29 protein-coding genes and 2 pseudogenes are annotated in these 26,616 nt (G+C 73.2%); 14 read left to right on the top strand and 17 right to left on the bottom strand.

The window, feature by feature from the left end:
- The first annotated feature begins 99 nt into the window (after nucleotides 1-99).
- From H0H10_RS23330 to H0H10_RS23345, 4 genes are all read left to right on the top strand, one after another.
- Complete coding sequence (locus tag H0H10_RS23330) at nucleotides 100-1,458, top strand: MFS transporter (protein ID WP_188183035.1); 1,359 nt, start codon at nucleotides 100-102, stop codon at nucleotides 1,456-1,458.
- Nucleotides 1,459-1,528: 70 nt separating this feature from the next.
- Nucleotides 1,529-2,464, top strand: a complete 936-nt coding sequence (locus H0H10_RS23335) for an MBL fold metallo-hydrolase (RefSeq protein ID WP_188183036.1) — start codon at nucleotides 1,529-1,531, stop codon at nucleotides 2,462-2,464.
- Between the two features lie 75 nt (nucleotides 2,465-2,539).
- A complete protein-coding gene (locus H0H10_RS23340; protein ID WP_188183037.1) occupies nucleotides 2,540-3,433 on the top strand; it encodes an RNA polymerase sigma-70 factor in 894 nt (297 codons plus the stop codon).
- Between the two features lie 411 nt (nucleotides 3,434-3,844).
- Nucleotides 3,845-4,216, top strand: coding sequence for a DoxX family protein (locus H0H10_RS23345; RefSeq protein WP_188183038.1), 372 nt, complete (start codon nucleotides 3,845-3,847; stop codon nucleotides 4,214-4,216).
- A gap of 321 nt (nucleotides 4,217-4,537) precedes the next feature.
- Here the strand turns inward: H0H10_RS23345 and H0H10_RS23350 are convergent, their stop codons facing one another.
- The gene (locus tag H0H10_RS23350; protein ID WP_223180299.1) at nucleotides 4,538-5,032 is read right to left on the bottom strand and encodes an NAD-binding protein; all 495 of its coding nucleotides are present in this window, start codon (nucleotides 5,030-5,032) and stop codon (nucleotides 4,538-4,540) included.
- Between H0H10_RS23350 and H0H10_RS23355 the strand changes: the two genes are divergently transcribed.
- Nucleotides 5,010-5,285 (top strand): MmyB family transcriptional regulator, encoded by a 276-nt coding sequence (locus tag H0H10_RS23355; protein WP_309141878.1) that lies wholly within the window; start codon nucleotides 5,010-5,012, stop codon nucleotides 5,283-5,285. The genes H0H10_RS23350 and H0H10_RS23355 overlap by 23 nt on opposite strands.
- 72 nt (nucleotides 5,286-5,357) lie before the next feature.
- Here the strand turns inward: H0H10_RS23355 and map are convergent, their stop codons facing one another.
- Entirely contained in the window at nucleotides 5,358-6,140 is a 783-nt protein-coding gene (gene map, locus H0H10_RS23360; RefSeq protein ID WP_188183041.1) for a type I methionyl aminopeptidase, read from the bottom strand.
- 183 nt (nucleotides 6,141-6,323) lie between these two features.
- Here map and H0H10_RS23365 point away from each other — a divergent pair, with 183 nt between their 5' ends.
- A complete protein-coding gene (locus H0H10_RS23365) occupies nucleotides 6,324-7,145 on the top strand; it encodes an SAM-dependent methyltransferase (protein ID WP_373566861.1) in 822 nt (273 codons plus the stop codon).
- 81 nt (nucleotides 7,146-7,226) lie between these two features.
- Here H0H10_RS23365 and H0H10_RS23370 read toward each other — a convergent pair whose 3' ends face one another.
- On the bottom strand, nucleotides 7,227-8,342 hold the full coding sequence (locus H0H10_RS23370) for a PP2C family protein-serine/threonine phosphatase (RefSeq protein WP_188183043.1): 1,116 nt from the start codon (nucleotides 8,340-8,342) through the stop codon (nucleotides 7,227-7,229).
- 137 nt (nucleotides 8,343-8,479) lie between these two features.
- Nucleotides 8,480-8,872 (bottom strand): winged helix-turn-helix transcriptional regulator, encoded by a 393-nt coding sequence (locus tag H0H10_RS23375; protein ID WP_188183044.1) that lies wholly within the window; start codon nucleotides 8,870-8,872, stop codon nucleotides 8,480-8,482.
- 135 nt (nucleotides 8,873-9,007) lie between these two features.
- Here H0H10_RS23375 and H0H10_RS23380 point away from each other — a divergent pair, with 135 nt between their 5' ends.
- Nucleotides 9,008-9,658: an FMN-dependent NADH-azoreductase gene (locus H0H10_RS23380; RefSeq protein WP_188183045.1), complete on the top strand. Its 651-nt coding sequence runs from the start codon at nucleotides 9,008-9,010 to the stop codon at nucleotides 9,656-9,658.
- A gap of 18 nt (nucleotides 9,659-9,676) precedes the next feature.
- On the opposite strand, the gene H0H10_RS23385 is transcribed toward H0H10_RS23380, so the two are convergent.
- The 3 genes from H0H10_RS23385 to H0H10_RS23395 all read right to left on the bottom strand — a co-directional run bounded on the left by H0H10_RS23385 (nucleotide 9,677) and on the right by H0H10_RS23395 (nucleotide 12,101).
- On the bottom strand, nucleotides 9,677-9,916 hold the full coding sequence (locus tag H0H10_RS23385) for a hypothetical protein (protein WP_223180301.1): 240 nt from the start codon (nucleotides 9,914-9,916) through the stop codon (nucleotides 9,677-9,679).
- A gap of 300 nt (nucleotides 9,917-10,216) precedes the next feature.
- Complete coding sequence (locus H0H10_RS23390) at nucleotides 10,217-10,711, bottom strand: GNAT family N-acetyltransferase (RefSeq protein WP_188183047.1); 495 nt, start codon at nucleotides 10,709-10,711, stop codon at nucleotides 10,217-10,219.
- On the bottom strand, nucleotides 10,704-12,101 hold the full coding sequence (locus H0H10_RS23395) for an MFS transporter (protein WP_188183048.1): 1,398 nt from the start codon (nucleotides 12,099-12,101) through the stop codon (nucleotides 10,704-10,706). Before H0H10_RS23395 ends, H0H10_RS23390 begins: the two co-directional genes overlap by 8 nt.
- Nucleotides 12,102-12,205: 104 nt before the next feature.
- Between H0H10_RS23395 and H0H10_RS23400 the strand changes: the two genes are divergently transcribed.
- From H0H10_RS23400 to H0H10_RS23410, 3 genes are all read left to right on the top strand, one after another.
- The gene (locus tag H0H10_RS23400) at nucleotides 12,206-12,814 is read left to right on the top strand and encodes a TetR/AcrR family transcriptional regulator (RefSeq protein WP_188183049.1); all 609 of its coding nucleotides are present in this window, start codon (nucleotides 12,206-12,208) and stop codon (nucleotides 12,812-12,814) included.
- 653 nt (nucleotides 12,815-13,467) lie between these two features.
- Nucleotides 13,468-13,746: a heavy-metal-associated domain-containing protein gene (locus tag H0H10_RS23405; RefSeq protein WP_188183050.1), complete on the top strand. Its 279-nt coding sequence runs from the start codon at nucleotides 13,468-13,470 to the stop codon at nucleotides 13,744-13,746.
- A gap of 86 nt (nucleotides 13,747-13,832) precedes the next feature.
- A complete protein-coding gene (locus H0H10_RS23410) occupies nucleotides 13,833-16,091 on the top strand; it encodes a heavy metal translocating P-type ATPase (protein WP_188183051.1) in 2,259 nt (752 codons plus the stop codon).
- Between the two features lie 182 nt (nucleotides 16,092-16,273).
- Here the strand turns inward: H0H10_RS23410 and H0H10_RS23415 are convergent.
- Both H0H10_RS23415 and H0H10_RS23420 read right to left on the bottom strand, forming a co-directional pair.
- Nucleotides 16,274-17,058 (bottom strand): annotated as a pseudogene (locus H0H10_RS23415) (TSUP family transporter).
- A 161-nt stretch (nucleotides 17,059-17,219) separates the two neighbouring features.
- Nucleotides 17,220-18,653 (bottom strand): MFS transporter, encoded by a 1,434-nt coding sequence (locus H0H10_RS23420; protein ID WP_188183052.1) that lies wholly within the window; start codon nucleotides 18,651-18,653, stop codon nucleotides 17,220-17,222.
- A gap of 150 nt (nucleotides 18,654-18,803) precedes the next feature.
- Here H0H10_RS23420 and H0H10_RS23425 point away from each other — a divergent pair, with 150 nt between their 5' ends.
- A complete protein-coding gene (locus tag H0H10_RS23425) occupies nucleotides 18,804-19,925 on the top strand; it encodes an ABC transporter substrate-binding protein (RefSeq protein WP_188183053.1) in 1,122 nt (373 codons plus the stop codon).
- Nucleotides 19,926-20,068: 143 nt separating this feature from the next.
- On the opposite strand, the pseudogene H0H10_RS40990 reads toward H0H10_RS23425, so the two are convergent.
- A pseudogene (locus H0H10_RS40990) lies at nucleotides 20,069-20,299 on the bottom strand (hypothetical protein); the annotation flags it as partial.
- Here H0H10_RS40990 and H0H10_RS23435 point away from each other — a divergent pair.
- Nucleotides 20,223-20,447: a hypothetical protein gene (locus H0H10_RS23435; RefSeq protein ID WP_188183077.1), complete on the top strand. Its 225-nt coding sequence runs from the start codon at nucleotides 20,223-20,225 to the stop codon at nucleotides 20,445-20,447. The pseudogene H0H10_RS40990 and the gene H0H10_RS23435 sit on opposite strands and share 77 nt — an antisense overlap.
- A 267-nt stretch (nucleotides 20,448-20,714) precedes the next feature.
- Nucleotides 20,715-20,918 (top strand): cold-shock protein, encoded by a 204-nt coding sequence (locus H0H10_RS23440; RefSeq protein ID WP_188183054.1) that lies wholly within the window; start codon nucleotides 20,715-20,717, stop codon nucleotides 20,916-20,918.
- A 106-nt stretch (nucleotides 20,919-21,024) separates the two neighbouring features.
- Here H0H10_RS23440 and H0H10_RS23445 read toward each other — a convergent pair whose 3' ends face one another.
- Both H0H10_RS23445 and H0H10_RS23450 read right to left on the bottom strand, forming a co-directional pair.
- Nucleotides 21,025-21,435, bottom strand: a complete 411-nt coding sequence (locus tag H0H10_RS23445; RefSeq protein ID WP_188183055.1) for a RidA family protein — start codon at nucleotides 21,433-21,435, stop codon at nucleotides 21,025-21,027.
- 179 nt (nucleotides 21,436-21,614) lie between these two features.
- Nucleotides 21,615-22,040, bottom strand: a complete 426-nt coding sequence (locus H0H10_RS23450; protein ID WP_188183056.1) for a MarR family winged helix-turn-helix transcriptional regulator — start codon at nucleotides 22,038-22,040, stop codon at nucleotides 21,615-21,617.
- A 177-nt stretch (nucleotides 22,041-22,217) separates the two neighbouring features.
- On the opposite strand from H0H10_RS23450, the gene eno reads away from it, so the two are divergent.
- Nucleotides 22,218-23,525 (top strand): phosphopyruvate hydratase, encoded by a 1,308-nt coding sequence (gene eno / locus H0H10_RS23455; protein ID WP_188183057.1) that lies wholly within the window; start codon nucleotides 22,218-22,220, stop codon nucleotides 23,523-23,525.
- 52 nt (nucleotides 23,526-23,577) lie between these two features.
- Here eno and H0H10_RS40175 read toward each other — a convergent pair whose 3' ends face one another.
- From H0H10_RS40175 to H0H10_RS23480, 5 genes are all read right to left on the bottom strand, one after another.
- Nucleotides 23,578-23,859 carry a hypothetical protein gene (locus H0H10_RS40175; protein ID WP_223180302.1) on the bottom strand — a complete coding sequence of 94 codons (282 nt, stop codon included), beginning with the start codon at nucleotides 23,857-23,859 and terminating at the stop codon, nucleotides 23,578-23,580.
- A gap of 55 nt (nucleotides 23,860-23,914) precedes the next feature.
- The gene (locus H0H10_RS23465) at nucleotides 23,915-24,331 is read right to left on the bottom strand and encodes an RNHCP domain-containing protein (protein ID WP_188183058.1); all 417 of its coding nucleotides are present in this window, start codon (nucleotides 24,329-24,331) and stop codon (nucleotides 23,915-23,917) included.
- Between the two features lie 29 nt (nucleotides 24,332-24,360).
- Complete coding sequence (locus H0H10_RS23470; protein WP_188183059.1) at nucleotides 24,361-24,747, bottom strand: RNHCP domain-containing protein; 387 nt, start codon at nucleotides 24,745-24,747, stop codon at nucleotides 24,361-24,363.
- A gap of 385 nt (nucleotides 24,748-25,132) precedes the next feature.
- Nucleotides 25,133-25,771, bottom strand: a complete 639-nt coding sequence (locus H0H10_RS23475) for a hypothetical protein (RefSeq protein WP_188183060.1) — start codon at nucleotides 25,769-25,771, stop codon at nucleotides 25,133-25,135.
- 82 nt (nucleotides 25,772-25,853) lie between these two features.
- Complete coding sequence (locus H0H10_RS23480) at nucleotides 25,854-26,549, bottom strand: TetR/AcrR family transcriptional regulator (protein WP_188183061.1); 696 nt, start codon at nucleotides 26,547-26,549, stop codon at nucleotides 25,854-25,856.
- Between the last annotated feature and the right edge of the window lie 67 nt (nucleotides 26,550-26,616).

A 26,616-nucleotide genomic window follows, 5' to 3' on the forward strand; every position in this document is an offset into this window, starting at 1 on the left:
CGGAGCACCCCCGAGCCAAAAGCTAACAGTTTGCTTTAACCGCACAGTAGGACCTACGGTGCCTTAAAGCAAACCGATTGCGTTTAGCGGAGGAGTTCCATGTCCAGCGCCACGTCAGACACAGCCGCGCCATGCCCCGGCCCCTCCTCCGCCGCCCGCACCCCCACGGCGCACCGCACGGCACACGGCACGGCACACGGCACGGCGGACCGTGCGGCGAAGCGGACGGCGAAGCGGACGGTTTCCTTCGCCCTCGGCGTGTCGGTCCTGGCGGCCCTTCTGGCCGCCTCCAGCGCCCCGACCCCGCTGTACCCCCTCTACCAGGACCAGTGGGGCCTGACCGCCCTGACGATCACGGTGGTCTTCAGCGCCTACGCCCTGACGCTGCTGGTGGCCCTGCTCACCGTCGGAGCGCTCTCCGACCACCTCGGCCGGCGCCCCGTCCTGGCGGGCGCCCTGGTCCTGGAGGCGGCCTCCATGCTGCTGCTGGCCCTGGCGGACGGCGCCGGAGCGCTCATCGCCGCCCGCATCCTGCAGGGAGCGGCCACCGGCGCCGCCACCAGCGCCGCGGGCGCCGCCCTCCTCGACCTCGAGGACCCCCGGCGTCCCGGCCGGTCCGCCCTGGCCAACAGCATCGCCCCCGTCGCCGGCATGGCCGCCGGCGTCCTGGCCGCCACCCTCCTCGTCCGTTTCGCCCCCGCCCCCACGGCCACCGTGTACGCGCTCCTGGCGGCGCTCTTCGTCGCCCAGGCGATCGCGGTCGCCTTCACCCCGGAGACGGCCCGCCCGCACGCCGGCGCGCTGCGCTCCCTGCGTCCGCGGCTCGCCGTGCCGCCCCCGGCACGCCGCGCCCTGACGGCGGCCGGCACCGCGGTCGCCGCCGTGTGGGCGCTGGGCGGCTTCTACTCCTCCCTCGGACCGGCGCTCGTACGCCTCGTGGCCCCCGGCGCCCCGCTCGCGGCCGGCGGCATGGTCTTCTTCACCGTCAGTGCCGCGGCCGCGCTCACCGTGTGGGCGCTGCGGCGCACGGCGCCGTTCGCCGCCGCCACCGGCGGGGCCCTGGCCGTCGTCCCCTCCGCGGCCCTGAGCCTGCTCGGTCTGCACGGCGCCGGCCTGCCCGCCGTCCACGCCGGCGCGGCCCTGGCCGGCGTCGCCTTCGGCGCCGTCTCCCAGGGCGCGCTGCGCATGATGCTCGCCCCGCCCGGCGGCGAAGGGGACCGCGCCGCGACCCTGGCCGCCTACTACGTCGTCAGCTACCTGTCCATGAGCCTGCCCGCCATCGCCGCGGGCGCCGCCACCCAGCACGTCGGACTGCGGACCGCCTCCCACACCTACGCCCTGGCCGCCGCTGTCCTCGCCGTCGCGGCGGCGGCAGCACTCACCGCGTCCCGGCGCACGGCACCGCACACCGCGGACGGCCGCCTCTGCCGGACACCACGTGAAGAACCCACCGCGTGAAAGACAGAAAGACAGAAGGACAAAGGAACAAGGGCCCAAGGGCCCAAGGGACCGAAGGAAACGACCGACCGTGAACACTTCACCGGCCACCACCACCCCCTCCACCCCCGCCACCCCGTCCTGGACCGTGGGCGCCGTCACCGTCCACCGCATCGACGAGGTGCCCCTGCCGCCCGAGACCGGGCCCTGGCTGCTGCCGGACGCCACCCCGGACGTGGTCAAGCGGCAGCACTGGCTGCACCCCGACTTCGCCGGCCCCGACGGCATCCTGCACATCGACAGCCACAGCTTCGCCCTCACCGTCGGCGGGCTGCGCGTCCTCGTCGACACCGGCATCGGCAACGGCAAGGAGCGGGCCAACCCCGCCTGGCACGACCTGCACACCGACTTCCCCGAGCGCCTCACCGCCGCCGGTTTCCCCCCGGACTCCGTCGACCTGGTGATCCTCACCCACCTGCACGCCGACCACGTCGGCTGGAACACGCGGGAGGTGAACGGCGAATGGGTCCCCACCTTCCCCCACGCCCGCCACCTCACCTCCCGCGTCGAGCGGGAGTTCTGGGCCGCGTACGACATGGAGGAGGCGCGCAGGCAGATGTTCCGCGACTCCGTCATTCCGGTCGAGGAGGCGGGGCTGCTCGACCTCGTCGACGTCCCGGCCGACGGGCTGGAGATCGCACCGGGCCTGCGCCTGCTGCCCACGCCCGGCCACACCCCCGGCCACATCGCCGTCGAGCTGACCAGCCAGGGAGAGAGGGCGCTGATCACCGGCGACTGCATCCACCACCCGGTCCAGCTCGCCCACCCCGCCATCGGCGCGTGCGTCGACATCGACCCGGCACAGTCCGAGGCCACGCGCCGCAAGCTGCTCCGCTCCCTCGCCCACACCGGCACCCTGGTCCTCGGCACCCACTTCGCGCCGCCCACCGCCGGCCGCGTGGTCACCCACGAGAACGCCTACCGGCTCGCGCCCGTCCCCGCCACCCCGCGGACCGTCCCGCACTGACCCGCCGGCCGGCCCTTACCCTGTGCGGGGAGAACCGCCGCCCTCTTCCGGGCGCGGCACGGAGAGAGGGAGCGGATGTCCGGTGACGCGGGGCCGCGCCCGTCCGGAACCGGCGAAGCCGAACGGCGGTTCGTCGAGCACCGGGGGCTGCTGTACGCCGTGGCCTACCGTGTGCTGGGCAGCGTCACCGACGCCGAGGACGTGGTGCAGGACGCCTGGCTGCGCTGGAGCCGTCAGGACACGGCCGGCGTCGCGGACGCCGAGGGCTACCTCGTCCGCACGACCACCCGGCTGGCGATCGACCGGCTGCGCAGCGCACGCGTGCGCCGCGAGGCATACGTGGGCCCCTGGCTGCCCGAGCCGCTGCTGACCGGACCGGACGTCACCGAGAACGTCCTGCTCGCCGACTCGGTCTCGACCGCGATGCTGGTCGTCCTGGAGAGTCTGTCCCCGCTCGAGCGCGCGGTGTTCGTGCTCGGCGAGGTCTTCGGCTACAGCCATGCCGAGACCGCCCGCTGCGTCGGGCGCAGCGATGCGGCGGTACGGCAGATCGCGCACCGTGCGAAGAAGGCGGTCGAGGCACGCCGCCGCCGCTACGACACCGATCAGGCGACCCGGCTGCGCGCCACCGAACGCTTCCTCGCCGCCTGCGCCGGCGGCGACCTGCGGGCCCTGATGGAGGTGCTGGCGCCGGACGTGACGATGGTGAGCGACGGGGGAGGCCTCACCGGCGCGCCCCGCAAGCCGGTCCACGGTGCCGAGCGCGTGGCCCGCGCGGTCACCGTCCTGTTCCGGCGCAGGCCCGACGGTGCGACCGCGCGGGTGGTGCCGGTCAACGGCGGCCCCGGGATCGTCGTCCTCGCCGCAGGCACCCCCGTCCTGGCGGGCGTCCTGCACCTGGTGGACGGGGCGGTCGCAACGATCCACATGGTCAGCAACCCGGAGAAGCTGGCAGGCGTCGCGCCGTGACGCAGCCCGGGCCGTGACCGCGCCCCGCTCCGGCCCGCCGCCTCACCGGCACGCCTTCGCCTTCCGGCCGTGTCCTGCACGCCCGCGGCGGCCGGCGTCCTCGACCGCCGCCCACGCCCTCTTACGGCCCGGGCGGCGCCGGGCAGCTGTGAGGACAACGGGCGCACGGGCCGGGCCGGATCCGGCAGCCGCAGCCCGGCGGGGAACGCGCCGCCGGTGACGACTGGTGACGACCGGGTGCCGGCCGCCGCGCCTGCCCCTGCCGGACACGGTGCCGGGCCTTTCCTGTGCCGGCCCCCGGGCGCTCGCCCGCTCGGCGACCAGCCGGCCGGCCCGGCCGCGTCACACTCCGCCGCGCTGCCTCGTCCGTGAGGCGAACCACCAGCACCTCTCACACCAACGGAGACACCCGTGTTCGCTCTCTACCTCACGGTCACCCTGATCGCCGCGTTCCTGTGCGGCTGGGCCGGCGTACTCGGCCTGATCGGCCACGACATCCCGAAGAGCCAGGCGGAGAAGCTGGGCGTGCCCGTGTCCTGGACACCCGTGATGGGCACCCTGCTGGCGGCGGGCACGCTGGGACTGCTCGCGGGGATCGCCGTACCGCTGCTCGGCACGCTCGCCGCCGCCGGCTTGGTGCTGTACTTCATCGGCGCCTTCTACGTCCATGTGCGGGTGCGTGACTACGACTTCACCTTCTGGTCGGTGTTCTTCGCGGCCGTGGTGGCGGCCCTGGCCGTCGCCCTCGCCCACTACGGCCCGGACGGCGCCTGGCAGCTGTGAGGACAAGGAACGCGAGACGGGCCGGGACCAGACGCCTGCCCCCTGCTGCACGGCCTCCGCCACACCTGCCCGGCCTGACCGCCGGCCCCGCCTCTCCTCCACCGCGAAAGCAGACGGGGACCGCCCGTCTGGGCGCGGCCTGCTGCTGCCGGTGAACAGCCGGTCCGGCAGACGGGCGGACGGGCACAGTCCCGGGCGGAGCCGCCGCGAGGCGTGCACATCGGCGGCGACGCGCCCGGCCCTGTGCTCGGCACGGCCGGCGGGGCGGTCGCCCGGGGGACGGCCGCGCCGGGGCCTCGCGGACGGGTGTCGTGTCCGCCGTCACTTGGGGGCGGACGGGTTCACCGTGCTCCAGTCCTGGTTGCCGCGTCCCTCGGCGAGCGCGGCGGTGAACACGGCGAGGACGCTGTCGAGGAGCGGGTGGTGGTCCTGGCCGGCGTCCTGGGCCAGGCGGGCCGCGTAGGCGAGGTCCTTGTGGGCCCAGGCGGCGGAGAAGTTCAGCGGCTCGGGCGGGGTCAGGTAGCTGTCCCAGGCGAGCCGGGTGACCGCGCCTCCGGGGCGGTCGAGCAGGGCCTCGCCGACCTGACGGGCATCCAGGCCCGCCGCTTCGGCCAGCCGCAGCGCCTCACCGAAACCCGCCAGGTGGATGGCCTGCAGGGCGTTGAGGACCAGCTTGAAGCGGGTGCCCGCGCCCGCCGGACCGAAGTGCCGTACGTCCCGGGCGACCGCGTCGAGCACCGGCCGCAGGGCCGGCAGACCGCTCGGGTCGCCGCCCGCGAGCAGGACCAGGTTGGTGGTCGGCGAACTCGCCGTCAAGAGCACCGAGTTCGCTGCCCTGTGGCAGCGGTACGAGGTACGCAGCCGCACCAACGGGCGCAAGGACTTCACCCATCCCGCCACCGGGGCCATGTCCTTGAGCTACGAGGCGTACGAGGTCGCCCGCACCGACGGCCACCGGCTGATCGTCTACCAGGCCGAGCCCGGCAGCCCCGACCATGACGCGATGCTCCTGCTGGGGCACGCGGACGCGGGCGCGGTGCGCGAAGACGCGGGCCGGCGCCCCGGGTAGAGGCGGAGTCCGGACGGCAACCGCGGTGCGGTCATCCGCGGTTGACCGCCGGCGGCCGGGGCGTGTGCGTCCTCACGGACGGGCGTGCCGGGGCAGGGTGAGGATCTCGGCCCCGTCGTCGGTGATGGCGATCGTGTGCTCGCTGTGGGCCGTCCGGCAGCCCGTCGCGCTGCGGAGCGTCCACCCGTCGGCGTCGGTGACGAGCCTGGCGGTGTCCGCCATGACCCACGGCTCCAGGGCCAGCAGCAGCCCGGGGCGCAGCGTGTACCCGCGGCCGGGCCGTCCGGTGTTCGGAACGTGCGGGTCCTGGTGCATCGTCGATCCGATGCCGTGACCGCCGAACTCGGTGTTGACGGGGTAGCCCGCTTCGCTGAGGACCGTGCCGATGGCATGGGAGATGTCGCCGATGCGGGCCCCGGGCCCGGCGGCGGCGATCCCCGCGGCCAGCGCGCGTTCGGTCGCACTGATCAACGCGACGCTCTGCGGGGGCTTCGCGTCGCCCACGAGGAAGCTGATGGCGGCGTCCGCGGCTACTCCGCCCTGCAGGACGGCGAGGTCGAGGGTGAGCAGATCGCCGTCGGCGAGCGTGTAGTCGTACGGTCGTCCGTGGAGCACGGCGTCGTTGACGGCCGTGCAGATGTAGTGGCCGAACGGGCCGCGTCCGAAGGACGGCGCGTAGTCGACGTAGCAGGACCGCGCCCCCGCCTCGGTGATCATGGCCTTGGCCCACCGGTCGATGTCCAGCAGGTTCGTGCCGACCGTGCTGCGGCTTTTCAGCGTCTGCAGGATGTCGGCGACCAGGGCGCCCGTGTCTCTTGCCCGGTCCAGCAGGGTGGGGTTCAGGATCTCGATCATGCGGCGCCCTTCTCGCGCACCAATAACTATACCGTCATTACTATACCGGTGCGGGGGGTCGGGGCCATGGCGGGGCCGCCGCGCGGCTCGCCGCCGGGACGTCACCGCCGCGGCCGGCCCGGCCGGGCCGTTCGACGAGGCCGTTGCCGAAGTGATGGTCAACGGGCGTTGCTGCGGGAGAAGATGGGGGCCATGACGGAAGGCTCCTCCATCGACCCCACCAGGCCCAGCATCGCCCGCGTCTACGACTACCTGCTCGGCGGCAAGGACAACTACGCCGTGGACCGGGAGATCGGCGACGTGTTCAAGCGCGACCTTCCGGGTTCGGTGGCCATCGCCTTCGCCAACCGCGCAGCCCTGACCCGGGCGGTCCGGGAGATCGCGACCACCACCGGCGTACGGCAGTTCATCGACCTGGGCAGCGGTCTTCCGACCGCCGACAACGTGCACCAGGTCGCGCAGCGGCACGCTCCCGAGTCCCGGGTCGTCTATGTCGACACCGACCCCCAGGTGCTGGTCCACGGCCGCGCACTGCTGGAGGAGAACGACCGGACCCGGGTCGTCCCGGTCGACGTACGCGACCCCGAAGCCGTCCGCACCCACCCCGACACCCTGGAACTGATCGACTTCGACCGCCCCGTCGCCGTCATGTTCAGCGCGATCCTCCACCACGTCAACGACGAGGAGGACCCGGCCGCAATCGTCCGCTACTGGCGCGACCACGTGCCCTCGGGAAGCTGCTTCTTCGTCAGTCACTTCCGCTGCGGCAACAACCCGGAGACGGAGGAGGCCGAGCGGATCCTCCAGAAGACGTTCGGCCGCGGCCGGTGGCGCACCGACGAGGAGATCGCATCCCTGCTGGACGGCCTGGAGATCCTCGACCCCGGGATCGTCCCCGCGCCCCTGTGGCGTCCGGACGCGGCGGACGGCCCGTGGAACGGCGGCGCCAGGGAACTCACCGTCTGGGAGCGCCTCATCGTCGCCGGGCTGGCCCGGAAGGCCTAGGCCGCGTCCGCCAGCGGCCGGCGCCTTGGTCCGCGTCGCCGTGAGCCGGCCGGGCCCGCAGGAAGCCCGACTCGGTGTGGGTCAGGCCCGGGGTGGGGCGGGGCGTTCTATGGCGATCATGACGGCGTCGTCGTCCAGGTGTCCGCCGACGTGGTGCAGCAGGTCGCGCCGGAAGCGGCCGAGGAAGGCGTCGCAGTCGTTCTCGGTCCAGCCGGTGATGCGCTCGGCGAGCGGGTAGCAGGTGCCGGTGGAGTCGCGGGCCTCGGTGACACCGTCCGTGTACAGCAGCAGAAGATCTCCCGGGTCGAACGGGAAGCTCTCGACGTGGTAGCGCGGATCCGCCAGTTCGCCCAGCCCCAGCGGAGGCGCGGGATGCAGGGCGTCCATCGTCATCGGCCGGCCGTTGCGGAGGACGACCGGCGGCGGGTGCCCGCAGGAGACCATCTGGACCCGGCCGTCCCGGTCGGGGATGTCCAGGACGGTGGCGGTGATGAACGTTTCTCCGTAACGGGCCGCCTCGCCCGGCTCCATCAGGTCCCAGCACACGCTGCGGTCGAGGTAGGCCACCAGCTCGCCCAGGCCCGCCTGGCGGTGCGCCGCGACGCGGAACGCCCCGAGCAGCAGTGCGGCGTCACTGACCGCGGTCATCCCCTTGCCCCGCACGTCGCCGACGATCAGCCGGGTGCCGGAGGTGGTGCGTGCCGCCGCGTACAGATCCCCGCCGATCTGGGCCTCGGCCTCCGCGGCGAGGTAGAGGGAGGCGGCGCGCAGCGGTCCGAGCTGCCTGGGCAGAGGAGGCAGGACCACACGCTGGGCGGCCTCGGACACGTACCGGACCTGCATCAGCTCTTTCGCGCGGCGCTCTCGCAGTACGCAGAAGATGACGAGGCTCGTTCCGACCAGCACGAGGGCGATGATCTGTGCCTCGTGGTTGGCCGAGAGCAACTCGTCGGGATCGCGCAGCACCCCGATGACCGTCTGCGCGATCACCGCCAGCGCGGCCACCACCCCCACCGTCCGGGGCCCGCCGAAGGACGGCGTGACCGCCGGGGCCGCGACGAGCAGCGGACCCAGATGAATGTGGGGCGGCGCAAGAACGTCGATGGCGGACACCGCGACTATCCATGCGACCGGGATGACGATCAGCGCCCGGCCCGCTCGCACCGGCCGGCGAAGTCCGTCGGGACCTTGCGACATGACTCCTCTCTACACCGCGCCCGACCCGCTCGCACCGGCAGAGGACGGGCATGCAGGCGCCCGCCGGAGCCGTTGCCGGCTCACCCTGACCACCCTGACACCCGCCGGCCTGCCGGGCACTGCCCTCGGCGCCCCGCCTAGGCCCGCGCGCCGGCCGGGCGCTCCGGGAGCGCCCCGGCGCACGGACCGGCGTCCGGCAGGTGGGTCTTCGCCCACGTGGCCAGTTCCCTGAGCGCGGGCTCCAGGGCGGCGCCGGCCTCGGTCAGCCGGTAGGAGACGCGCAGCGGCGGGCCCTCGTCGACCTCGCGCAGGACGAGGCCGGCGGCGCCGAGCTCGGCCAGCCGGTCGGACAGCATGCGCTCGCTGATGCCGGGAACCGCCCGGCGCAGGTCGGCGAAGTGCGCGGGCTGCTCCACCAGCACGGCCACGATCGGGCCGCTCCAGCGCTTTCCGAGCAACTGGAAGACCCGGGTGATGCCCTCGTCCACCCGCTTGCACGCCGCGCCGTCGTGGTTCTGCTCCGCCGCCATGTGATCAGGGTACTACCTCGCCGTAGGGGGATGAAAAAAAGTAAGCACCTATGTTAGATGTAGTTCAGTACGAAACCTCAGCAGCCCGTCCTTCGCTGGTGCCGGGCTGCCTCATCCGTTCTTCTGGAGACACCCATGGCCACCCTGCTGCACATCGACTCCTCCGTGTTCCCGGGCGAGGCATCGGCGTCGCGCGCCGTGACGGCGGCGTTCCGCGCGCACTGGCAGGAGCAGCACCCCGAGGGCACGGTCGTCTACCGCGACCTGGCGGCGCAGCCCGTCCCGCACATCACCGCCGAGGCGCACACCGCCGGCTTCGCCGACCCGGCCTCGCACACGCCCGAACAGGCCGCCGCCTTCGCCGGGCGCATCCGGCTCATCGAGGAGCTGGAGCAGGCCGACGCGGTGCTGATCGGTGCCCCGATGTACAACTTCACGATCCCCTCGACCCTCAAGGCCTGGTTGGACAACGTGATCCTCATGGGTCGCACCGCGGGCGAGTCCCCCTCCGCCAAGGGCACACCGGTGACCGTCGTCGCCAGCCGGGGCGGCTCCTACGCGCCCGGCACTCCGCGCGAGCCGTACGAGTACGTGCAGAACTACCTCACGGCCGCTCTCGGCGACGGCCTCGGCCTGGCGGTCGACTTCATCGTCCCGGAGCTGACCATGGCCCCGCACAACCCGGCGATGGCCGAACTGGTCCCGCTGTTCGAGGCCTCCCGTGACCGTGCCCTCAAGGAGGCCGCCGCGAAGGCGAAGCAGCTCGCGCAGCGCTCCGCGGCCTGAGGTCACCGGGCGGCCCGGTCAGCCGTGACCGGCCCAGGTGCTGAGCCTGATCCTGACCTGGTGGTTGTGGCCGGTGTGCCAGACGACTTCGCCGCTGACCCGCTCTCCCGGCGCCGGAAGGCTCGCGCCGGCCGGCATGGAGCCGATGTCCGCCATGCCGACCGCATGGGGCACGTGGTCGATACGGATGAAGACGCCGAAGGGCCGCCGTGCGGTGACCCGGCCGGTGATGAGGGTGCCCACGGGGAGCGCGGACACGGTTGCCGGCCAGTGTGCAGCAGGATCGCCCCCGTCGCCGGTTCGGGCGTGGTCAGGCATGTTCCCCCTCCTGTCCGGCGGCGGCCATCGTGTGATGGCCGGACTCCATCCTGGAGCACGTCTGCGGCCGGCGGTGTCCCGGGCTCACCCGGGCGATGCGCCGGGCGTGCGTGGTGCACCGCCGCGTTCTAGCGTCGTAGGGCCTTGCGTTGACAGGACTGCAGGGCCCGGGCGGCCCCGCACTGTGCGCCCTGGACGGGGCCGCCCACATTCCTCGGCCGGCCGGCCGGGCAGCCCGCCTCATCCGGCCGGCCGGCCCCCGGCGGGCCCCGTCCGTGCCCCGGCCCGCGACCCGCCGGAGCCGGGGCCTGCGCCCATCACGCGGAACATGCCGATCGAGTCGTGTGCGGCGGTGTCGGCGAAGCCGAACTTCTGGTACAGGAACCGCGCGGGACCGTCGGCGATGAGCGAGACGTAGGCGGTGGCCGGTGCCCGCCGCTCGAGTTCCCCGGTGAGCGCGGCCATGATGCGGGTGCCGAGGCCGCGTCCTTGGTGCGCGGGATGGACGCAGATGTCGACGATCTGGAATGCGGTACCGCCGTCGCCGATGATGCGCCCCATGCCGATGGGCTCCCCCTCGTGGTGGAGGACCACCCCGTACCACGTGTTGAGCAGGGCGGGCGCGACGGCTTCGGGTGCCTTGTCCGAGAGGCCGGCGTCGGTGCGCAGGCGCCGGAAGACCTCGACGGAGGGCACGCCGGCGCGCAGCTCGTAGGAGTCGTTCGGGCTAGTCATCGGCGGACGGTACCAGCCACGCCGCGATGAGGGCGGAGCCCGCGGCGACGCCGGCGGCGACGAGGAACGCGTCGTCGAAGCCGGAGGCGGCCCGGGCCGCGGTGTGTGCGGTGATGCCGGCGGCCGCGGCGCTGGAGACGGCCGCGGCGCCGGCCGAGGCGCCGAACTCGTGGAAGGTGCTGACGATTCCGGAGGCCACCCCGGCTTCGTGAGGGGCGACGCCGCCGAGCGCGGTCGCCGAGGCGACGACGAACAGGGCACCGAGTCCGGCCGCGGCGATGCTCACGCCGGTGACCATGGCGGCGGTGCCGGACCACAGCACCGGCACCAGGAATCCGCCGGCCGCGACGAGCAGGGCCGCCGCGGCCGGCGACCGCGCCCCGGTCAGGCCGATCACGCGGCCGGCGGCGGTGGCGGCGGCCATCGTCACCAGCGCCACCGGCAGGAACAGCACGCCGGTCGTCAGCGCACCGTGGCCTTGGTGGTTCTGGAGGTAGAAGGAGCCGAGGAAGAAGACCCCCACCATCAAGGCGGTGGCCACCGCGATCACGAAGATGCCCGCCACGACCGGGCGCCGGCCGAGCAGACGCAGGTTCATCAGCGGTGCGGACGCCCGGCGCTGCCAGGCGGCGAAGACGGCGTACGCGACGGCGGCGCAGGCCACGAGCGACAGGGAGACCGCGTCGAGCCAGCCGTGGTCCCCGGCCCGGATCAGCGCGTAGATGAGGGCACCGGTCCCCGCGGCGACCAGGGCGGCGCCCGGCACGTCCAGGGAGCCGCCACCCGCGCGGGGCAGCACGGGCAGAATCCGGGCGAGCACGACGAGGACGGCCAGCCCGACGGGGACGTTGACGAAGAAGACCCAGGCCCAGCCCGGCCCGGCCGTGATCAGCCCGCCCAGCAGCACGCCGAGGGCGGCGCCCCCGCCGCCGAGCGCCGACCAGATCCCCAGCGCCCGGTTGCGTTCGTCGCCGTCGAACAGCCGCACCACGACGGACAGCGCGGCGGGGGAGAGCAGCGCGGCGCCCGCTCCCTGGACGACCCGGGCGCCCAGCAGCAGCGGTGCGCCGGTGGCGAGCCCGGCGGCGAGGGAGGCGGCGGTGAACAGGGCGAGGCCGGCCAGCACGATCCGCCTGGCGCCGAACAGGTCCGCGGCCCGGCCGCCGAGCAGCATCAGGCTGCCGAAGGCGAGGGCGTAGCCGCTGACCACCCACGTCAGGGCGGCACGGTCCAGGCCGAGTTCGGCGCCCATGCCGGGCAGCGCGATCGCGACCACGGTGATGTCGAGGATCAGCATCAGCTGCGCCAGCCCGAGCAGGCCGAGGACCGGCCAGCGCCGTGGGTGGGGCGCTTGCGGTGCGTGCGTGCTTGTGGCTTCCGTGTCGCTCATGGCGCCCACCCCTCATCCATAACTCATACAGGTGTGTTCAGGTTAGAGCAGTGAAGGCCGTAACCCAAACAGTGCTGTTCGGATTGGTCGGGTAGGGTGGGGGCATGGGCAGCAAAAGCACCGCCAAACGCGCCGACGCCCTGCGGAGCATCGACGCGATCGTGCAGGCCGCGGCCGAGTGCCTGGGACGCAACCCGGAGGCGAGCCTCAGCGAGATCGCCCGCGCCGCGGGCGTCGGCCGGGTGACGCTGTACGCGCACTTCGCCTCCCGGGCGGAGGTCGTCGACGCGGCGATGAGCCGTGCCATCGACCGGGGCAACGAGGCGCTGGACGCCGTCGACCTGACCGGGGATCCGCTGGTCGCGCTGGCGCGATACATCGAGGTCGGCTGGCATCTGGTGGACCAGGCGCGCGCCCTGCTCGCCGCCGCCCAGCGGGAGCTGCCCGCCGGGCGCATCCGTGAGCTGCACAGCGGCCCCGCCGCCCGCGTCGAGGGCATCATCGCCCGCGGCCGCGCCGAGCAGGTCTTCCGCACGGACCTGCCGATCGCCTGGCTGGTCAACGTCCTGCACTCGGTCATGCACAGCGCCGCCGACGAGATCCGCGCCGGCCGCCTCACCTCCGGCCGCGCCGCCGACCACATCACCGCCACGGTGCTCGCCGCCTTCACCCCGCCCGGCAAGCCGGTGCCGGAACCCGGCGCGGGGGAGTGAGCCGGACGTTCGCCGCCGGTGCTGCGCCGCGGTATAGTTGATCTTGGTGATGCGGTCCGCTCCGGCGGCTGTGTCCGTGCGTTGGTGGTCCAAGGAAAGACGCCCCGCTTCCTGCGGGGAGATGCAGGTGCAAGGCCTGCCCGGCGCTCCGCGTAAAGAGCCCTTGTTCCCCGCCGTCCGGCCGGGAACAAGGGCTCTTCGCCGTCCGGTGCCCTCCCTCCTCCCTCCCTCCCTTGCTTCCTTTGTCTGCGGGGCGGGGGCGGCGGATCAGTGCCGGTGGCTGGTGCCGCCGTGCGCTTCGCCGGCCGCCGGCTGCGGTGTGCTGCCGGGCGCGGTCGTACCGGCGTGGACGGTGCTCCTGGCGGCCCGGCTCTTCGCGGCTGCGGGATCGACCGCCGTGCCGGCTCCGTAGGCGGTGCGCCGAAGGTGGCCGCGAGCGCGGCAGCGAAGACAGTGATCTTTTACTCCGGTGTCCATGACGCACCTCTCTCGCCGGCGTCGCCGCTTCTGTGAACCGACCCCCGGACTGCAAACCCCATAGGGGTATGACTGTGCGCCCTCCGGGTTTGCCAAACATACCCCGAGGGGGTATACCTGTGGAACGTCCCGCCGTACCCCTGGGGGGTACGCGATCGTCTCGTCTAGGAGGAACCATGTCCTGCTGCACCCCTGACGGCAGCTGCTCCACCGGCACCGCCACCGCCACGGTCACCGCGGGCGTCACCACCGTCTACAACGTCTCCGGGATGACCTGCGGGCACTGCAAGGCCACGCTCACCAAGGAGATCGGTGCCCTGGACGGGGTCCTGGCGGTCGACGTCGACCTCGAGGCCGGCCAGGTCGCCGTCACCACCTCGGACGAGCCCGACGACGCGCTGCTGGCCAAGGTCGTCGACGACGCCGGCTACGAACTCACCGGCCGCGCGGCCTGAAGGGCCCGCACACGCCGGGCCCGCCCGCGGGCCCGGCCGCCCTTCCCCTCCCCTCCCCATGTCCTCCGAACAGCCCAGGAGCAGTGATGGCCACCACGGTCCCCGACACAGCAGAGGTGGAACTCGCCATCGGCGGGATGACCTGTGCCTCGTGCGCCGCCCGGATCGAGAAGAAGCTGAACCGGATGGAGGGGGTCACCGCCACGGTCAACTACGCGACGGAGAAAGCCAAGGTCAGCTACGGCGCCGGGGTGTCCGTGCCGGAGCTGATCGCCACGGTGGAGGCGACCGGGTACACCGCGCGCGAGCCCGAGCCGGCACGGCCCGAGCCCGCGCCGGGAGCGGAAGCCGCCGAGGAGGCCGACGAGCTGCGGCCGCTCAGGCAGCGGCTGGTGACCGCGGTGGTGCTGGCCGTGCCGGTGATCGCGATGGCGATGGTGCCGGCGCTGCAGTTCACCTACTGGCAGTGGCTGTCGCTGACGCTGGCCGCGCCGGTGGTCACCTATGCGGCATGGCCCTTCCACCGGGCTGCCGTGACCAACGCGCGGCACGGCGCGGCCACGATGGACACACTGATCTCGGTCGGTACGGCGGCGGCGTTCGCCTGGTCGCTGTGGGCGCTGTTCTTCGGCACCGCGGGCACGCCGGGCATGACGCACCCCTTCGAGCTGACCATCGCCCGCAGTGACGGCGCCGGGAACATCTACCTGGAGGCCGCCGCCGGCGTGACCGCCTTCATCCTGGCCGGCCGCTACTTCGAGGCGCGGTCCAAGCGCAAGGCGGGTGCCGCGCTGAAGGCCCTGCTGGAGCTGGGCGCCAAGGACGTCACCGTGCTGCGCGACGGCGGCGAGGTGCAGATCCCGGTGGCGGAACTGGCGGTCGGCGACCGGTTCCTGGTACGCCCGGGCGAGAAGATCGCCACCGACGGCACGGTCGTCGAGGGCTCCTCCGCGGTGGACGCCTCGATGCTCACCGGCGAGTCGGTGCCGGTGGAGGTCGGTGCCGGGGACGCGGTGACGGGGGCGACGGTGAACGCGGGCGGCCGGCTGGTCGTCGAGGCCACCCGGGTCGGCGCCGACACCCAGCTCGCGCGGATGGCGAAGCTGGTCGAGGACGCGCAGAACGGCAAGGCCGCCGCCCAGCGGCTCGCCGACAAGATCTCCGGCGTCTTCGTCCCCGTCGTCATCGCCCTCGCGCTGGCCACCCTCGGCTTCTGGATCGGCAACGGCGCCGGACTGACCGCCGCGTTCACCGCCGCCGTCGCGGTGCTGATCATCGCCTGCCCCTGCGCCCTGGGCCTGGCCACCCCGACCGCGCTGATGGTCGGCACCGGACGCGGCGCCCAGCTCGGCATCCTCATCAAGGGACCCGAGGTCCTGGAGTCCACCCGCCGGGTCGACACCATCGTCCTGGACAAGACCGGCACCGTCACCACCGGACGCATGACCCTGCTCGCCGTCCACACCGCCGACGGGACCGACGAGACCGAGGTGCTGCGCCTGGCGGGCGCCCTGGAGCACGCCTCCGAACACCCGATCGCCCGCGCCGTCGCCGACGCGGCCGCGGCGAAGCTGGGGCCGCTGCCCGCCCCGGAGGACTTCGCGAACGTCCCCGGCCTCGGCGTGCAGGGCATCGTCGACGGACACGCCGTCCTGGCCGGCCGGGAGCAGCTGCTCGCCGAGTGGGCCATGGCCCTTCCGGCGGACCTGGCCCGGGCGAAGGCCGAAGCGGAGACGGCGGGCCGCACCGCCATCGCCGTCGCCTGGGACGGCGAGGCCAGGGCGGTCCTGGAGGTCGCCGACGCGGTCAAGGACACCAGCACCGAGGCGATCACCCGGCTGCGCGCCCTCGGCCTGACCCCGGTCCTGCTCACCGGGGACAACCGGGCCGTGGCCGAGTCCGTCGCCCGTGAGGTCGGCATCGGCGCCGAGCACGTGATCGCCGAGGTGATGCCCGAGGACAAGGTCGACGTCGTCAAGCGCCTGCAGGCCGAGGGACGTTCGGTGGCGATGGTCGGTGACGGCGTCAACGACGCCGCCGCGCTCGCCCAGGCCGACCTCGGGCTGGCCATGGGCACCGGCACCGACGCCGCCATCGAGGCCGGCGACCTCACCCTCGTCCGCGGCGACCTGCGCGCCGCCGCCGACGCCATCCGGCTGGCCCGCAAGACCCTGGGCACCATCAAGTCCAACCTCTTCTGGGCCTTCGCCTACAACATCGCCGCCCTCCCCCTCGCCGCGGCCGGACTCCTCAACCCCATGATCGCCGGAGCCGCCATGGCCTTTTCCTCCGTCTTCGTCGTCGGCAACTCCCTACGACTGCGCGGCTTCAAGGCCGCAAGCTGAGAGCACATCCCAGGAGGGTGGGGGCGGGCCGCCGGGCCCGCCCCCACCCTCTTTCGGCCGCCCGTCTCCCGCACCGCGATACGGCATGGTTGGTCACCCTGCCCGGGCAGCCGGGCAGCCGGGCAGCTGGGCGGCCGGGGGGCCGGGGAGCCCGGCCGGGCACCGGCAAGTGCCGGGCGGGCTCAGCCCCGCAGGACCTGGACCGCGTAGAGCGTGCCGATTCCCGTGGCGACGGCGCCCAGGAGCAGCCGGAGCGCGGTCTCGGGCAGGTGCGGCTGGAGGCGGGCACCGAGACAGCCGCCGATCAGGCCGCCCAGGCCGCAGGACAGGCCGAGCAGCCAGTCCGGGGCGATGTCGCCCGGGGCGGCCGGCGACAGCAGCGCGTAGGTGGCCGCGCCGGCCACGGACGTCACGAAGGTGGAGGCCAGGGCGGCGGGCGCCACGACGGCGACCGGTACCCCGCGGCCGGCCAGGATCGGCCCGAGCAGGGAGCCGCCCCCGATGCCGTAGATGCCTCCGGCGATGCCGACGGCCACGGCCGGCGCGGTGGTGGCGCGGGGTGAGGGCTGCCCGGTGCGGCGGCTCCGGCCGGCCGCAGGGTACGCAGCCACAGCCATGACCCGAGCGGCAGGAGCAGGGTGGCGATGAAGAGCCGGAAGACGTGCGGGCCCGGGACGGCGAACACGCGGATCACCGCGCCGGCGACCACTCCTGGCACGGTGCCCGCGATCAGCACACGGGCCAGCGGTCCGCCCAGGCGTCCGGCCCTGTGGCGGCACAGCAGCGCGCTCGGGCCGGACACGACGTTGAACACAGGTTCGTCGGCGTCACCGCCGGGCTCGGCACCCCGAGGACACTGACCTGCACGGGCAGCATGAACATGGCACCGGAGAACCCCCACGGGAGCCGTCGCGACGGAGATCAGCAGCCCTGCGGCGAATCCGAGCAGCCCCGTCGACCACGTCACGCCAAAGGCCCCCTCCCCCCAGAGCAAAGCCTCCAGTATCGGCGGCGACCGCTGCCCGCCGGGCGCCCCCGGTGCCGTAAAGACGGGACGGGGCCGTTGCGCCGACGTCGTCGGCATGCAACGGCCCCGCCGGCTGCCAGGACGCACCGGCAGCCCATGGATCAGGTGTTGACGGATGCGCTGTCCGCAGCCGCGGGCTCCTCGGCGCCGGGCGCCGTCCGCCCGCGCATCAGCACGGCCGTCAGCAGGCCGCCCGCGGCGGCGACGGCCGCGGCGCCGAGGAAGGCGGCGCTGAAGCCGTCGGTCAGGGCGGGCAGGTCACCGGTCCGGTCCGCGCCCTGCGAGGTGGCCAGGGCGGTCAGGGCGGCGAGGCCGAGGGCGGAACCGGCCTGGTAGGTGGTGTTGACGATGCCGGAGGCCAGGCCGGCCTGTTCCTGCGGCACGCCGGAGACCGCCGACATCATGGCCGGGATGTAGGCGAGCGACATGCCGGTCGCGGCGACCAGCGAGGCCGGCAGGACGTCGACGGCGAAGGTGCCGGTGGGCTCGGCCGCCGCCAGCCAGACCAGGCCCGCGGCCAGCACGAACAGGCCGCCCGAGATCAGCGGCCTGGCGCCGAGGCGGCCCAGCAGGCGGGCGGTGACAAGGGTCATGAAGACCATCAGCAGGCCGGTCATCGGCAGCAGGGCGGCGCCGCTGGCGAAGGCTCCGTAGCCCAGCACCTGCTGCAGGTAGAGGTTGAGGAAGTACCACATCGGGATCCAGGCGGCGCCCAGCAGCGTCATCGCCAGGTTGGAGACGCCCAGGCCCGGGGTGCGCCACACGCGCAGCGGCATCAGCGGTGTCCGCACCGACTTCTGCACGACGAGGAACAGGGCCAGCAGGACGGCGGCGCCGAGCAGTTCCAGCACCGTCCGGCCGGCGCCCCAGCCGGCCTCGGGCGCGCGGACCACGGCGAACACGGCGAGCGCCAGGCCGGCGGTGGCGAACACGGCACCGAGGACGTCGACCGAGCCGCGGCTGGGCGCGACGGCGGGCAGGAGCCCGGTGGCGGCCAGGGTCGCGATGCCGATGGGGACGTAGATGATGAAGACCCAGGGCCAGCTCGCCCACTCGGTGAACACACCGCCCAGGAAGACGCCCGCGGTGCCTCCGGCGGGGGCGGCGGCACCGTAGAGGGCCATGGCCTTGCCGAGTTCCCGGGGGTTGTGGCCGAAGAGCATCATCAGCAGCGTCATGGAGGCGGGTGCGATCAGCGCTCCGCCCGCGCCCTGGACGGCGCGGCCCACGACCTCCACCCAGGCCGTGCTCGCGGCGGCGGCGACGACGGATCCGGCGATCAGCACGATCCAGCCGCCGGCGAAGACCCGCCTGGCGCCCAGCAGGTCGGACAGCCGGCCGCCGAGCAGCAGCAGCCCGCCGAAGGCGATGACGTAGGCGTTGAAGACCCACTGCAGGCCGCCCTGGGAGAAGCCCAGGTCACGCTGCATCTCCGGAAGGGCCACCCCGATGATCGAGGTGTCCATGATGACCATGAACTGTGCGGCGGCCAGCACCACCAGCGCCCACCAGCGCCGCGGATCGACGGTTGACATCGCTAGATCCCTCCCAAACGCAAATACCCCATGGGGGTATGCTTTCCGAAGCCCGAACGATATACCCCAGGGGGGTATTCTGGAAGGGGGGAGGGGGTGCGAACGGATAACCGGTTGCCTGCCGCTGGTGACGGTGGATCAATGTCCGGCATGAGTACGCCACCATCACCGCCGCCGCCCGCAGCCGAGCGGACCGACGGGTCAACCGTCCGGATCGGCGCCCTCGTTCCGCTGACCCGGCCCGGCTGGGCCGAGGCGGGCCGGCACCTGCTCGCCGGACTCGAGCTGGCCGTGCGCGAGGTCAACGACACCGGCGGGATCACCGGAAGGCCACTCGAACTGGTCGTCCGGGACACCGCGGCCGATCCGCACAGGGCCGCGGCGGCCGTGGAGGAACTGGCCCGCCTGGGCGTGGCCGCCCTGGCGGGGGAGTACCACAGCGTCGTCGCGCGTGCCGCCGCCGCCCGGGCCGACGCCCTCGGCCTGCCGTTCCTGTGCTCGTCGGCGGTCCTCGACGCGCTCACCGAACAGCCGACGCAGTGGGTCGCGCGCCTGGCCCCCGCGCAGTCCCACGGCTGGCGGATCTACGCGGACTTCCTCCTCGGCGCGGGCCACAGCCGCATCGCCGTGGCCACCCAGCCGAGCGTCTACTGGGCGTCCGGGACCCGCATCCTGCGGGACCACCTCGCCCCCCGCGGCGGCACCGTCGTCGAACTCGACATGAACGCGCTCACCCCCGCGGCCGTGTGCGACGAACTCGTCGGCAGCCGCGCGACGGCCCTGCTTCTCCTGGCCGGCCACCCGGAGCCGGCGGTGTCGATCGTGAGGTCCGTGCGCCGCGACCGGCGCCTCGCCCAGATCCTGATCGGCGCTCCGGCCGGGCAGCCGGAGTTCACCGAATGGGCGGCGCTGCTGGGCGACGACGGCGCCGCGGTCCCGTTCCTGCGCTACCTGCCCGAGCGCCCGACCCCCCTCGGCGCACGCGTCGAGACGGCCCTGCGCGAGCGGCTGGCCCAAGCGCCCTCCTTCGTCGCCTTCGAGGGCTACGACACGATCGCCGTCCTCGCCGAAGCACTGCGCTCCCACGGCAGCACGGACCGGGCACGTACCGCCGGGTCCTGGCCGCGCGTGGCGGTCGAAGGCACCCGCGGGCAGATCCGGTTCTCCCGCACGCCGGGCACCGGCGTCCGGCAGTGGGCATGGCCGCCGGTCCAGGTCGCCGACCGGGACCCGGCGCACCCCGACCGCTTCCGGATCTTGCACACCGGCTGAACCGCAACAGCCGCCCTGCCGCCGTCCGGTGCCGCCCGGATGCCGTCCTGACGACTGGGCGCAGGCCGAGAGTTCGGCGCGATGAGGTGGTCGGCGCCGGTCGTCGCGGCGGCGAGCGGTGAGGCGAGATACGCGACGAGCGCCGCGACCTCGTCCGGTTCGACGAACCGTCGATGAGCATGCCCATCGCCGAGGGCACCCCGGCCGGCAGCTCGGCGTGAGACACCCGTGTTCACGCGCACGCCCCGCGGGCCGAACTCGTGGACGAGCGCCTTGCCGAACGCGGTGAGCGCGGCCTTGGCCGTCGTGCAGGCGATGGGCCCTCCGTGCGGGACGCGGGCGCCGATCGAGACCGGCCTGCTCCGGCCCGACACCGACCCCGACTGGGCACGGCGCGTCTACTACGCCCTCATCCACGAGGCAGCGGCCGGGGCACCGGACACCGACGCCGCCGTGGACGCGGCCGCCACACGCGTCGTCGACACCCTGCTGCACGGCATCGGCGAACCGGCCGCCCCCTGACCGGGCGAAGGCCCACAGCTGCCGAACCGGCCGAGCCGCCAAGGGTGCCCACTGGATCCCCGGGGCCGGGAATGAACGGGTGTGCGGCCCGGTTGTACGAAGCGGTCGCAGTTTTACTTGTGTGTTTGTGTCAGTCGCATGCTCGCAGAGAACGATGTTGCGGGCGCGAAGCTTGTCCTCCAGGCCGCTGGAGCAGGCCGCGTCGTGAACCGGCCGGGAATACCGCACGGTGCGGATTCCTCACACCAGCCCCTGTAAGGAGCAGCAATGACTCAGGGCACCGTCAAGTGGTTCAACGCCGAGAAGGGCTTCGGCTTCATCGCCCAGGCCGGCGGCGGTCCGGACGTCTTCGTGCACTACTCGGAGATCGACAGCTCGGGCTTCCGCAGCCTGGAGGAGAACCAGCACGTGGAGTTCGACGTCGTGCAGGGTCCCAAGGGCCCGCAGGCCTCGCGCGTCCGCGCACTGTGAGGACAGCGGCAGGCCGAAGCCGCCGCACCTGATCTGACAGAGGGCCGGCACCTTACGGGGTGCCGGCCCTCTTCGCGTCGCGGTCAGCGGCCCGGTTCGTGGTGGCTCAGCGAATGAGACCGATCGCCTCGATCTCGATCATCCACTCGGGATCGGCGAGCGAGGAGACCTCGACGAACGACTCCGCGAGGTGCGGCTTGTCCGGGAAGTGTTCCGCGCGCAGTCGGGCGAAGACGTCCTGCTGCGTGATGTCGGTGACCCACACGGTCGCCTTGACCGTGTCGGCGAGGCTGGAGCCCGCGTTCGTCAGCACCGTGGACAGATTCGCGAGCGCCTGACGGGCCTGGGCCTCGAAGTCCCCCACGCCGACCGTGGCCCCTTGGGCGTCGATCGGGGCCTGTCCCGATGTGAAGACCAGGTTCCCGACGCGGATGCCGAGCGAGATGCCGGCCGACTCGTACCAGTCGGGCTCCGCGGAAACACGCACACGTTCGACCGCGGGCTGTGTATCGGACACGATGCTGACACTCCCTCAGAATTCGCCAATGCCGAGAGCCGCAACCGCCGCCCCGGCGTGATCCACACTCGACAGCCACGGCAGGCCGTGATCCATTCCCGAAGGCGGGGCGAGGGCTGCCCCGGGTACCCGCTGCGCCCCGGCCCCGGTATCCGGAGCTTGGCCCGAACGAACAGGCCCTAGGGGCGTGTGGCGAGCCGCTCCAGCAGGGCGGCGCTGCGGGCCAGCAACGCCTGCTCCTCGTCCGTGAGTTCGGCCTCGATGGCCTGCGCGAGCCAGCCGACCCGGCGGCCGCGCTCCGCTTCGAGCGCGGCCCGGCCCGCGTCCGACAGCTCGACCAGCGACTTGCGGCCGTCCGTGGGGTGCGCCCGGCGCGTGATCAGGTTCTGTTCCATGAGCAGCCCCACCGCCCGGGCCATCGACTGGGGCCGTACGCGCTGATCGGCGGCGAGGTCGCTGGTGGTCATGGCGCCGTTGCGGTCGAGTGCGCCGAGCACGGCGACCTGGCCCAGCGGGATGCGGTCCTCGTGTTTGACGCGTCGGGTGAGCTTGCTCATCGCGGTGCGCAGTTCGGCGGCGATGGCGGCGGCTTCCGGGGTGGGCATAGGGCACTTTACCTCGCTGGTCAGCACAACTGTGCACCTGACCTGCACAGCAATGCTGCACAGCAATGCTGCACAGCAAAACTGAGCAGCATTGCTGTAGGGTTTGGCGTTGTCGGGCTCAGCGCCAGCGTTGTCGCAGCCAGGGCCACGGCACACGACAACGGGAAGGACCTCCCCATGTCCGCAAAGGCAGCCGGAACCGTCGACGCCGCCATCGAGACCGTCACCGCCCGCCGGATCATCGACAGCCGGGGCAACCCCACGGTCGAGGTCGACGTCGTCCTGGCGGACGGATCCCTGGGGCGCGCCGCCGTCCCCTCCGGCGCCTCCACCGGCGCCCGGGAGGCCGTGGAACTGCGCGACAAGGACCTGGCGCGCTGGCACGGCAAGGGCGTCGACCGCGCGGTGGCCCACGTCAACGGGGAGATCGCGGCGTCCGTGCACGGCCGGGACGCGGCGGACCAGGCGGGCCTCGACGCCGCGCTGATCGCCCTCGACGGCACCGCCACGAAGTCCCGGCTCGGCGCCAACGCGATCCTCGGCGTCTCCCTCGCCGCCGCCAGGGCCGCCGCGGCGGCCCACCGCCGGCCCCTCTACCGCTACCTCGGCGGCGCCGACGCCCACCTCCTGCCGCTGCCGATGATGAACATCGTCAACGGCGGCGCCCACGCCGACAATCCGCTGGATTTCCAGGAGTTCATGATCGCGCCCGTGGGCGCGGACACCTTCGCCGAAGCCGTCCGCATGGGCAGCGAGGTCTTCCACACCCTGCGCCGCGATCTGCTGGCCGCCGGGCACTCCACGGGCGTCGGCGACGAGGGCGGCTTCGCACCCGCGCTGCGTACCGCCGAGGAGGCGCTCGACTTCGTGATGAGCGCCATCGAGCGCACCGGCTACCGCCCCGGCACGGACATCGGCCTGGTCATGGACCCGGCGTCGTCGGAGTTCTTCCGCGACGGGATGTACGACTACGCGGGCGAGGGGGTGCGCCGCACCCCCTCCGAGCACGCCGACTACCTGGCCAAGCTCATCGACGCCTACCCCGTCGTCTCCATCGAGGACCCGATGGCGGAGAACGACCTGGACGGCTGGCGCGAGCTGACCGCCCGCGTCGGCGACCGCTGCCAGCTCACCGGCGACGACGTGTTCTGCACCAACGAGACACTGCTGCGCGAGGGCATCCGCACCGGCGTCGGCAACTCGGTCCTGATCAAGGTCAATCAGATCGGGACCCTCACCGAGGCGCTGGCCGCGGTGGCCACGGCCCACCAGGCGGGCTGGACGGCCGTCATGTCGCACCGGTCGGGCGAGACGGAGGACACCACCATCGCGGACCTGGCGGTGGCGACCGGCTGCGGCCAGATCAAGACCGGCTCGCTCTCCCGCTCCGACCGCACGGCGAAGTACAACCAGCTGATCCGGATCGAAGAGGAACTGGGCGACTCGGCACGCTTCGCGGGCCGCTCCGCACTGCGCCGGGCGTGACCAGCAGGCAGAGACAGAGACCACGCGGGCCCCTCACGGCCGCGGGCCCCCGTCACGACCGGGGGCCCGCCTCGCGTGCCGGGCCGGCCGGCCGGGTGCCGGCGCAGCGCGGCGTCACCGGTGGCTCACCGTCCACGGCCGCAGCTTCCCGGGGGTTGCGTACGCCCCAGATGCGCGTGATCCGGTCGCCTGCGACGGCGAACGCGTACACGGTCACGATGACGCCGTCCTGCTGGGCGACCAGGCCGGGCTGCCCGTTGACGGTGCGTTCCAGGATCGTCAGCCGGGCCGGCTCAACTCGTCGGCCGCGTGGGCGCAACCGCGGGCTGGGCACCCGGCGACGGCGCGGCGCCCGGGGGACGGGATGCGTCCGCCCGGGCGCGGTGATGTCACAGCGCGGTGAGCAGTGCGCCGTGGGCGACCCGTCCGTCCTGGAGCGGGCGGAGGGCCAGCCGTATCAGGGCGAGGGCGTTGTCGTCGCCGGCGATGCGGTTGGCGCTGAGCTCGTCGCAGGACAGGCACTGGTGGATGATCATCCATTCGCCGTCCGGTCGTACGGCCAGGCTCAGAGCCTCCATGCGGCCGTGGCAGTCCGAGGCGCGGTCGCCGGGGACGCGGTGGTCGACGTGGAGGCTGGTCAGGCAGGTCGGGCAGTGGTTGCGGTGCGCGGTGCCGGGGGCGTCGAGCGGGACGTCGAGCCGGCAGCCCACGCACCGGAAGTCGTGCCCCCGGTGCCGGCCGCTGCCGTGCAGCACGTCCTTGTGCCGCTGCGGCCGGCGCTGCTGCGAGGGTTTGCGTCGCGGCATGGCTGAACCGTCCTTTCCGTGACGGGTGCTCACAGCGATCCGAACGCTTCGAGCGGGAAGGGAGGTTCGGCCAGCGGCCGTACGGCCATCCGCATCAGGATGAGCTGGTTGTCGTCCCTGCAGACCGGGTTCGAGGTCAGCTCGTCGCAGCCGACGCAGCGGTGGATCAGCATCCAGTCGCCGGTGCGCAGCACCGCGATGGAGATCGGGCTCATGCGCGAGCCGCACGTCGAGGCGCCGCCCTCGACATGGTCGAGGACATGCCGGGAGTGAAGGCAGGACGGACAGTGGTTACGGCGTGGGCCGTCGGGCGCGAGCGCCGGCACGGTGAGTCCGCACCGGATGCAGGTGAAGGTCTCGGTGCTGAGGACGTGGTGTGCGGTGGTGTGCTGAGGGCCGGTGTTGTTGCTGGACACCCGGGGTGCTCCTTGCTGAGGGAGGTACGAGGACAGCAAGAGCAGGCCGAGCGGCCTCGGAAGCACCCGGACGCCCGGCAGTGGCGGACGGTCTGCGTCCACCCCTTTGGGGGTTTTCGGGCGGCTGCGGAAACACCGGGATGCCGTCCCGGGAATCCGCCGCGCGACGGGCGGCGAAAGGGACGGTGATCACGCGGTGCGGGGAGGCGCGCTCGGCGCGATCCGGGGCACAAAAACACCTCTTCCATGGCACAGGCGCCCGTGAGCGATGAAGCAGACCTCTGGAACGTAACACGGGGGTGCGGCGAGCTGCCCGGGTATTTTGACCTGCACTGATGCCGGACGTGCCGGGAACCCGCAACGGGACGGCCCGGCATCGCGGGCACTACGTCCCTACGGCGAAGGGATTGCCGTGCCCGGGAAGCCGCCCGCCCGGTGGCAGATACCGCAGCCGCCCCCTCCCGTCGGTCACCGGTGTGAACCCGGCGGCCTGCAGGAGGGCGGCGTACTTGGCCCGGTAGCGCCGGTTGACGGCGAATCCGACGGGCAGGAGGGCCATCAGCGCGGCCCAGACGGCACCGGCCAGGACAACGGCGGTGGCACCCGTGCCGAGCTGGAAGCCGATGGGCACGGCCAGCGGAACGGCACCGACACCCGTGAGCACGATCCGCTGCCTGTCGGTGTACCGGGTGGTGATGTCGAACGTGATGCGGGCCTTGAGGAGTTCGACCTCCTCGGGCACCAGGGGCGGCAGCGCGCCGCCGTCGCTCGCGTCCGGGTACTGCGCCCGGTTCCGCGCGGCCCGCGCGCGGGCCTGCGGACGGGGGTCGGGCACGAGCAGCATCACGAACCCGTTGCCCTGCGGCCCGCCGCCCTGCCGTATGTCTGCGTACTCGTACCCGAACTGCTGGGCGATGAAGGCGAGTCGGGCGAGCTTCCTCAACGTCGCGATGGCCGGGGCGACCTCGAAGGGCTCCCCGCTCGCCGTCCGCCGCAGCATCTTGCGCACATGCCGGTCACTCATCGAATCCCCCCGTCACTCACACGGCGGCCTCGGCGGTCGCCGCGGTGCCGTCATGTCCCGTGGACGCCCACCAGCTTGCCGATCATGGACTGCCGCCGCAACCGGCGGACGCACCGGGCCGGCCGGGGCTGATCGCGGCCTCGATGTGGGCGAGTTGGGCGGCGAGGATCTCTTCGAACGCGGCCCGGCGGTCCGCCCCGAGGGGACGGACGTCACGGGCGAAGTGGGCCAGGGCGGGGAAGCGTTCGGGGTCGGCGCCCAGGACCGCGACGCGGAACAGCTCCATGCCCTGTTCGTACTCCTCGGGGGTGATGGTGCTGACCCCGGCCTCCGAGGCGATCAACGCGGCGATGAGGACCGCGAGCCGGTGGTAGCGCGCCGGGATCTCCTCGTCGGGCAGCCCCGACGCCCGCAGGGCCTGCAGCACCTCCTCCATGACCAGCCGGGAACCGGCGCCACCCGACGCATAGCGTCCCCAGACCGCGGCGAGCTGGGGCTGCTGACCGAAGGCCTCCCTCAGACGCAGGGCCAGGGCGGTGATGCGCTGCTTCCAGTCGCCCTCGGGGCGGTAGCCGTCCATGGCGGCCACGAGGATCCGGTCGGCGACCGCCCGCAGCAGTTCCGTCTTGCTGCGGAAGTGCCGGTAGAGGCTGGAGGAGTCGGTCCCGAGGGCCGCGGCAAGCCTGCGCACGCTGAACGACTCGGCGTCGCCCGTGCGCAGCAGCTCCGCCGCCGCATCCAGGATCTCCTCGGTCGACCAGCGCCTTCGGCCCGCCATCCCACTCCTCTCGCCGGAGCTCAGCCTAACCCATGCACTTGGTGTTGCACGCACCGCGTGCATAATG

Origin of the sequence: Streptomyces griseicoloratus, from assembly GCF_014534645.1 — a bacterium.
In the GTDB taxonomy this organism is placed as follows: domain Bacteria; phylum Actinomycetota; class Actinomycetes; order Streptomycetales; family Streptomycetaceae; genus Streptomyces; species Streptomyces griseicoloratus.

What these genes read in the sequence shown, in the direction of transcription:
- H0H10_RS23330 (WP_188183035.1), top strand. Translation starts at nt 100, where the DNA reads ATGTCCAGCGCCACGTCAGACACAGCCGCGCCATGCCCCGGCCCCTCC.
- H0H10_RS23340 (WP_188183037.1), top strand. Translation starts at nt 2,540, where the DNA reads ATGTCCGGTGACGCGGGGCCGCGCCCGTCCGGAACCGGCGAAGCCGAA.
- map (WP_188183041.1), bottom strand. Translation starts at nt 6,140, where the DNA reads ATGATCGAGATCCTGAACCCCACCCTGCTGGACCGGGCAAGAGACACG.
- H0H10_RS23365 (WP_373566861.1), top strand. Translation starts at nt 6,324, where the DNA reads ATGGGGGCCATGACGGAAGGCTCCTCCATCGACCCCACCAGGCCCAGC.
- H0H10_RS23370 (WP_188183043.1), bottom strand. Translation starts at nt 8,342, where the DNA reads ATGTCGCAAGGTCCCGACGGACTTCGCCGGCCGGTGCGAGCGGGCCGG.
- H0H10_RS23375 (WP_188183044.1), bottom strand. Translation starts at nt 8,872, where the DNA reads ATGGCGGCGGAGCAGAACCACGACGGCGCGGCGTGCAAGCGGGTGGAC.
- H0H10_RS23380 (WP_188183045.1), top strand. Translation starts at nt 9,008, where the DNA reads ATGGCCACCCTGCTGCACATCGACTCCTCCGTGTTCCCGGGCGAGGCA.
- H0H10_RS23390 (WP_188183047.1), bottom strand. Translation starts at nt 10,711, where the DNA reads ATGACTAGCCCGAACGACTCCTACGAGCTGCGCGCCGGCGTGCCCTCC.
- H0H10_RS23395 (WP_188183048.1), bottom strand. Translation starts at nt 12,101, where the DNA reads ATGAGCGACACGGAAGCCACAAGCACGCACGCACCGCAAGCGCCCCAC.
- H0H10_RS23400 (WP_188183049.1), top strand. Translation starts at nt 12,206, where the DNA reads ATGGGCAGCAAAAGCACCGCCAAACGCGCCGACGCCCTGCGGAGCATC.
- H0H10_RS23405 (WP_188183050.1), top strand. Translation starts at nt 13,468, where the DNA reads ATGTCCTGCTGCACCCCTGACGGCAGCTGCTCCACCGGCACCGCCACC.
- H0H10_RS23410 (WP_188183051.1), top strand. Translation starts at nt 13,833, where the DNA reads ATGGCCACCACGGTCCCCGACACAGCAGAGGTGGAACTCGCCATCGGC.
- H0H10_RS23420 (WP_188183052.1), bottom strand. Translation starts at nt 18,653, where the DNA reads ATGTCAACCGTCGATCCGCGGCGCTGGTGGGCGCTGGTGGTGCTGGCC.
- H0H10_RS23425 (WP_188183053.1), top strand. Translation starts at nt 18,804, where the DNA reads ATGAGTACGCCACCATCACCGCCGCCGCCCGCAGCCGAGCGGACCGAC.
- H0H10_RS23440 (WP_188183054.1), top strand. Translation starts at nt 20,715, where the DNA reads ATGACTCAGGGCACCGTCAAGTGGTTCAACGCCGAGAAGGGCTTCGGC.
- H0H10_RS23450 (WP_188183056.1), bottom strand. Translation starts at nt 22,040, where the DNA reads ATGCCCACCCCGGAAGCCGCCGCCATCGCCGCCGAACTGCGCACCGCG.
- eno (WP_188183057.1), top strand. Translation starts at nt 22,218, where the DNA reads ATGTCCGCAAAGGCAGCCGGAACCGTCGACGCCGCCATCGAGACCGTC.
- H0H10_RS23465 (WP_188183058.1), bottom strand. Translation starts at nt 24,331, where the DNA reads ATGCCGCGACGCAAACCCTCGCAGCAGCGCCGGCCGCAGCGGCACAAG.
- H0H10_RS23475 (WP_188183060.1), bottom strand. Translation starts at nt 25,771, where the DNA reads ATGAGTGACCGGCATGTGCGCAAGATGCTGCGGCGGACGGCGAGCGGG.
- H0H10_RS23480 (WP_188183061.1), bottom strand. Translation starts at nt 26,549, where the DNA reads ATGGCGGGCCGAAGGCGCTGGTCGACCGAGGAGATCCTGGATGCGGCG.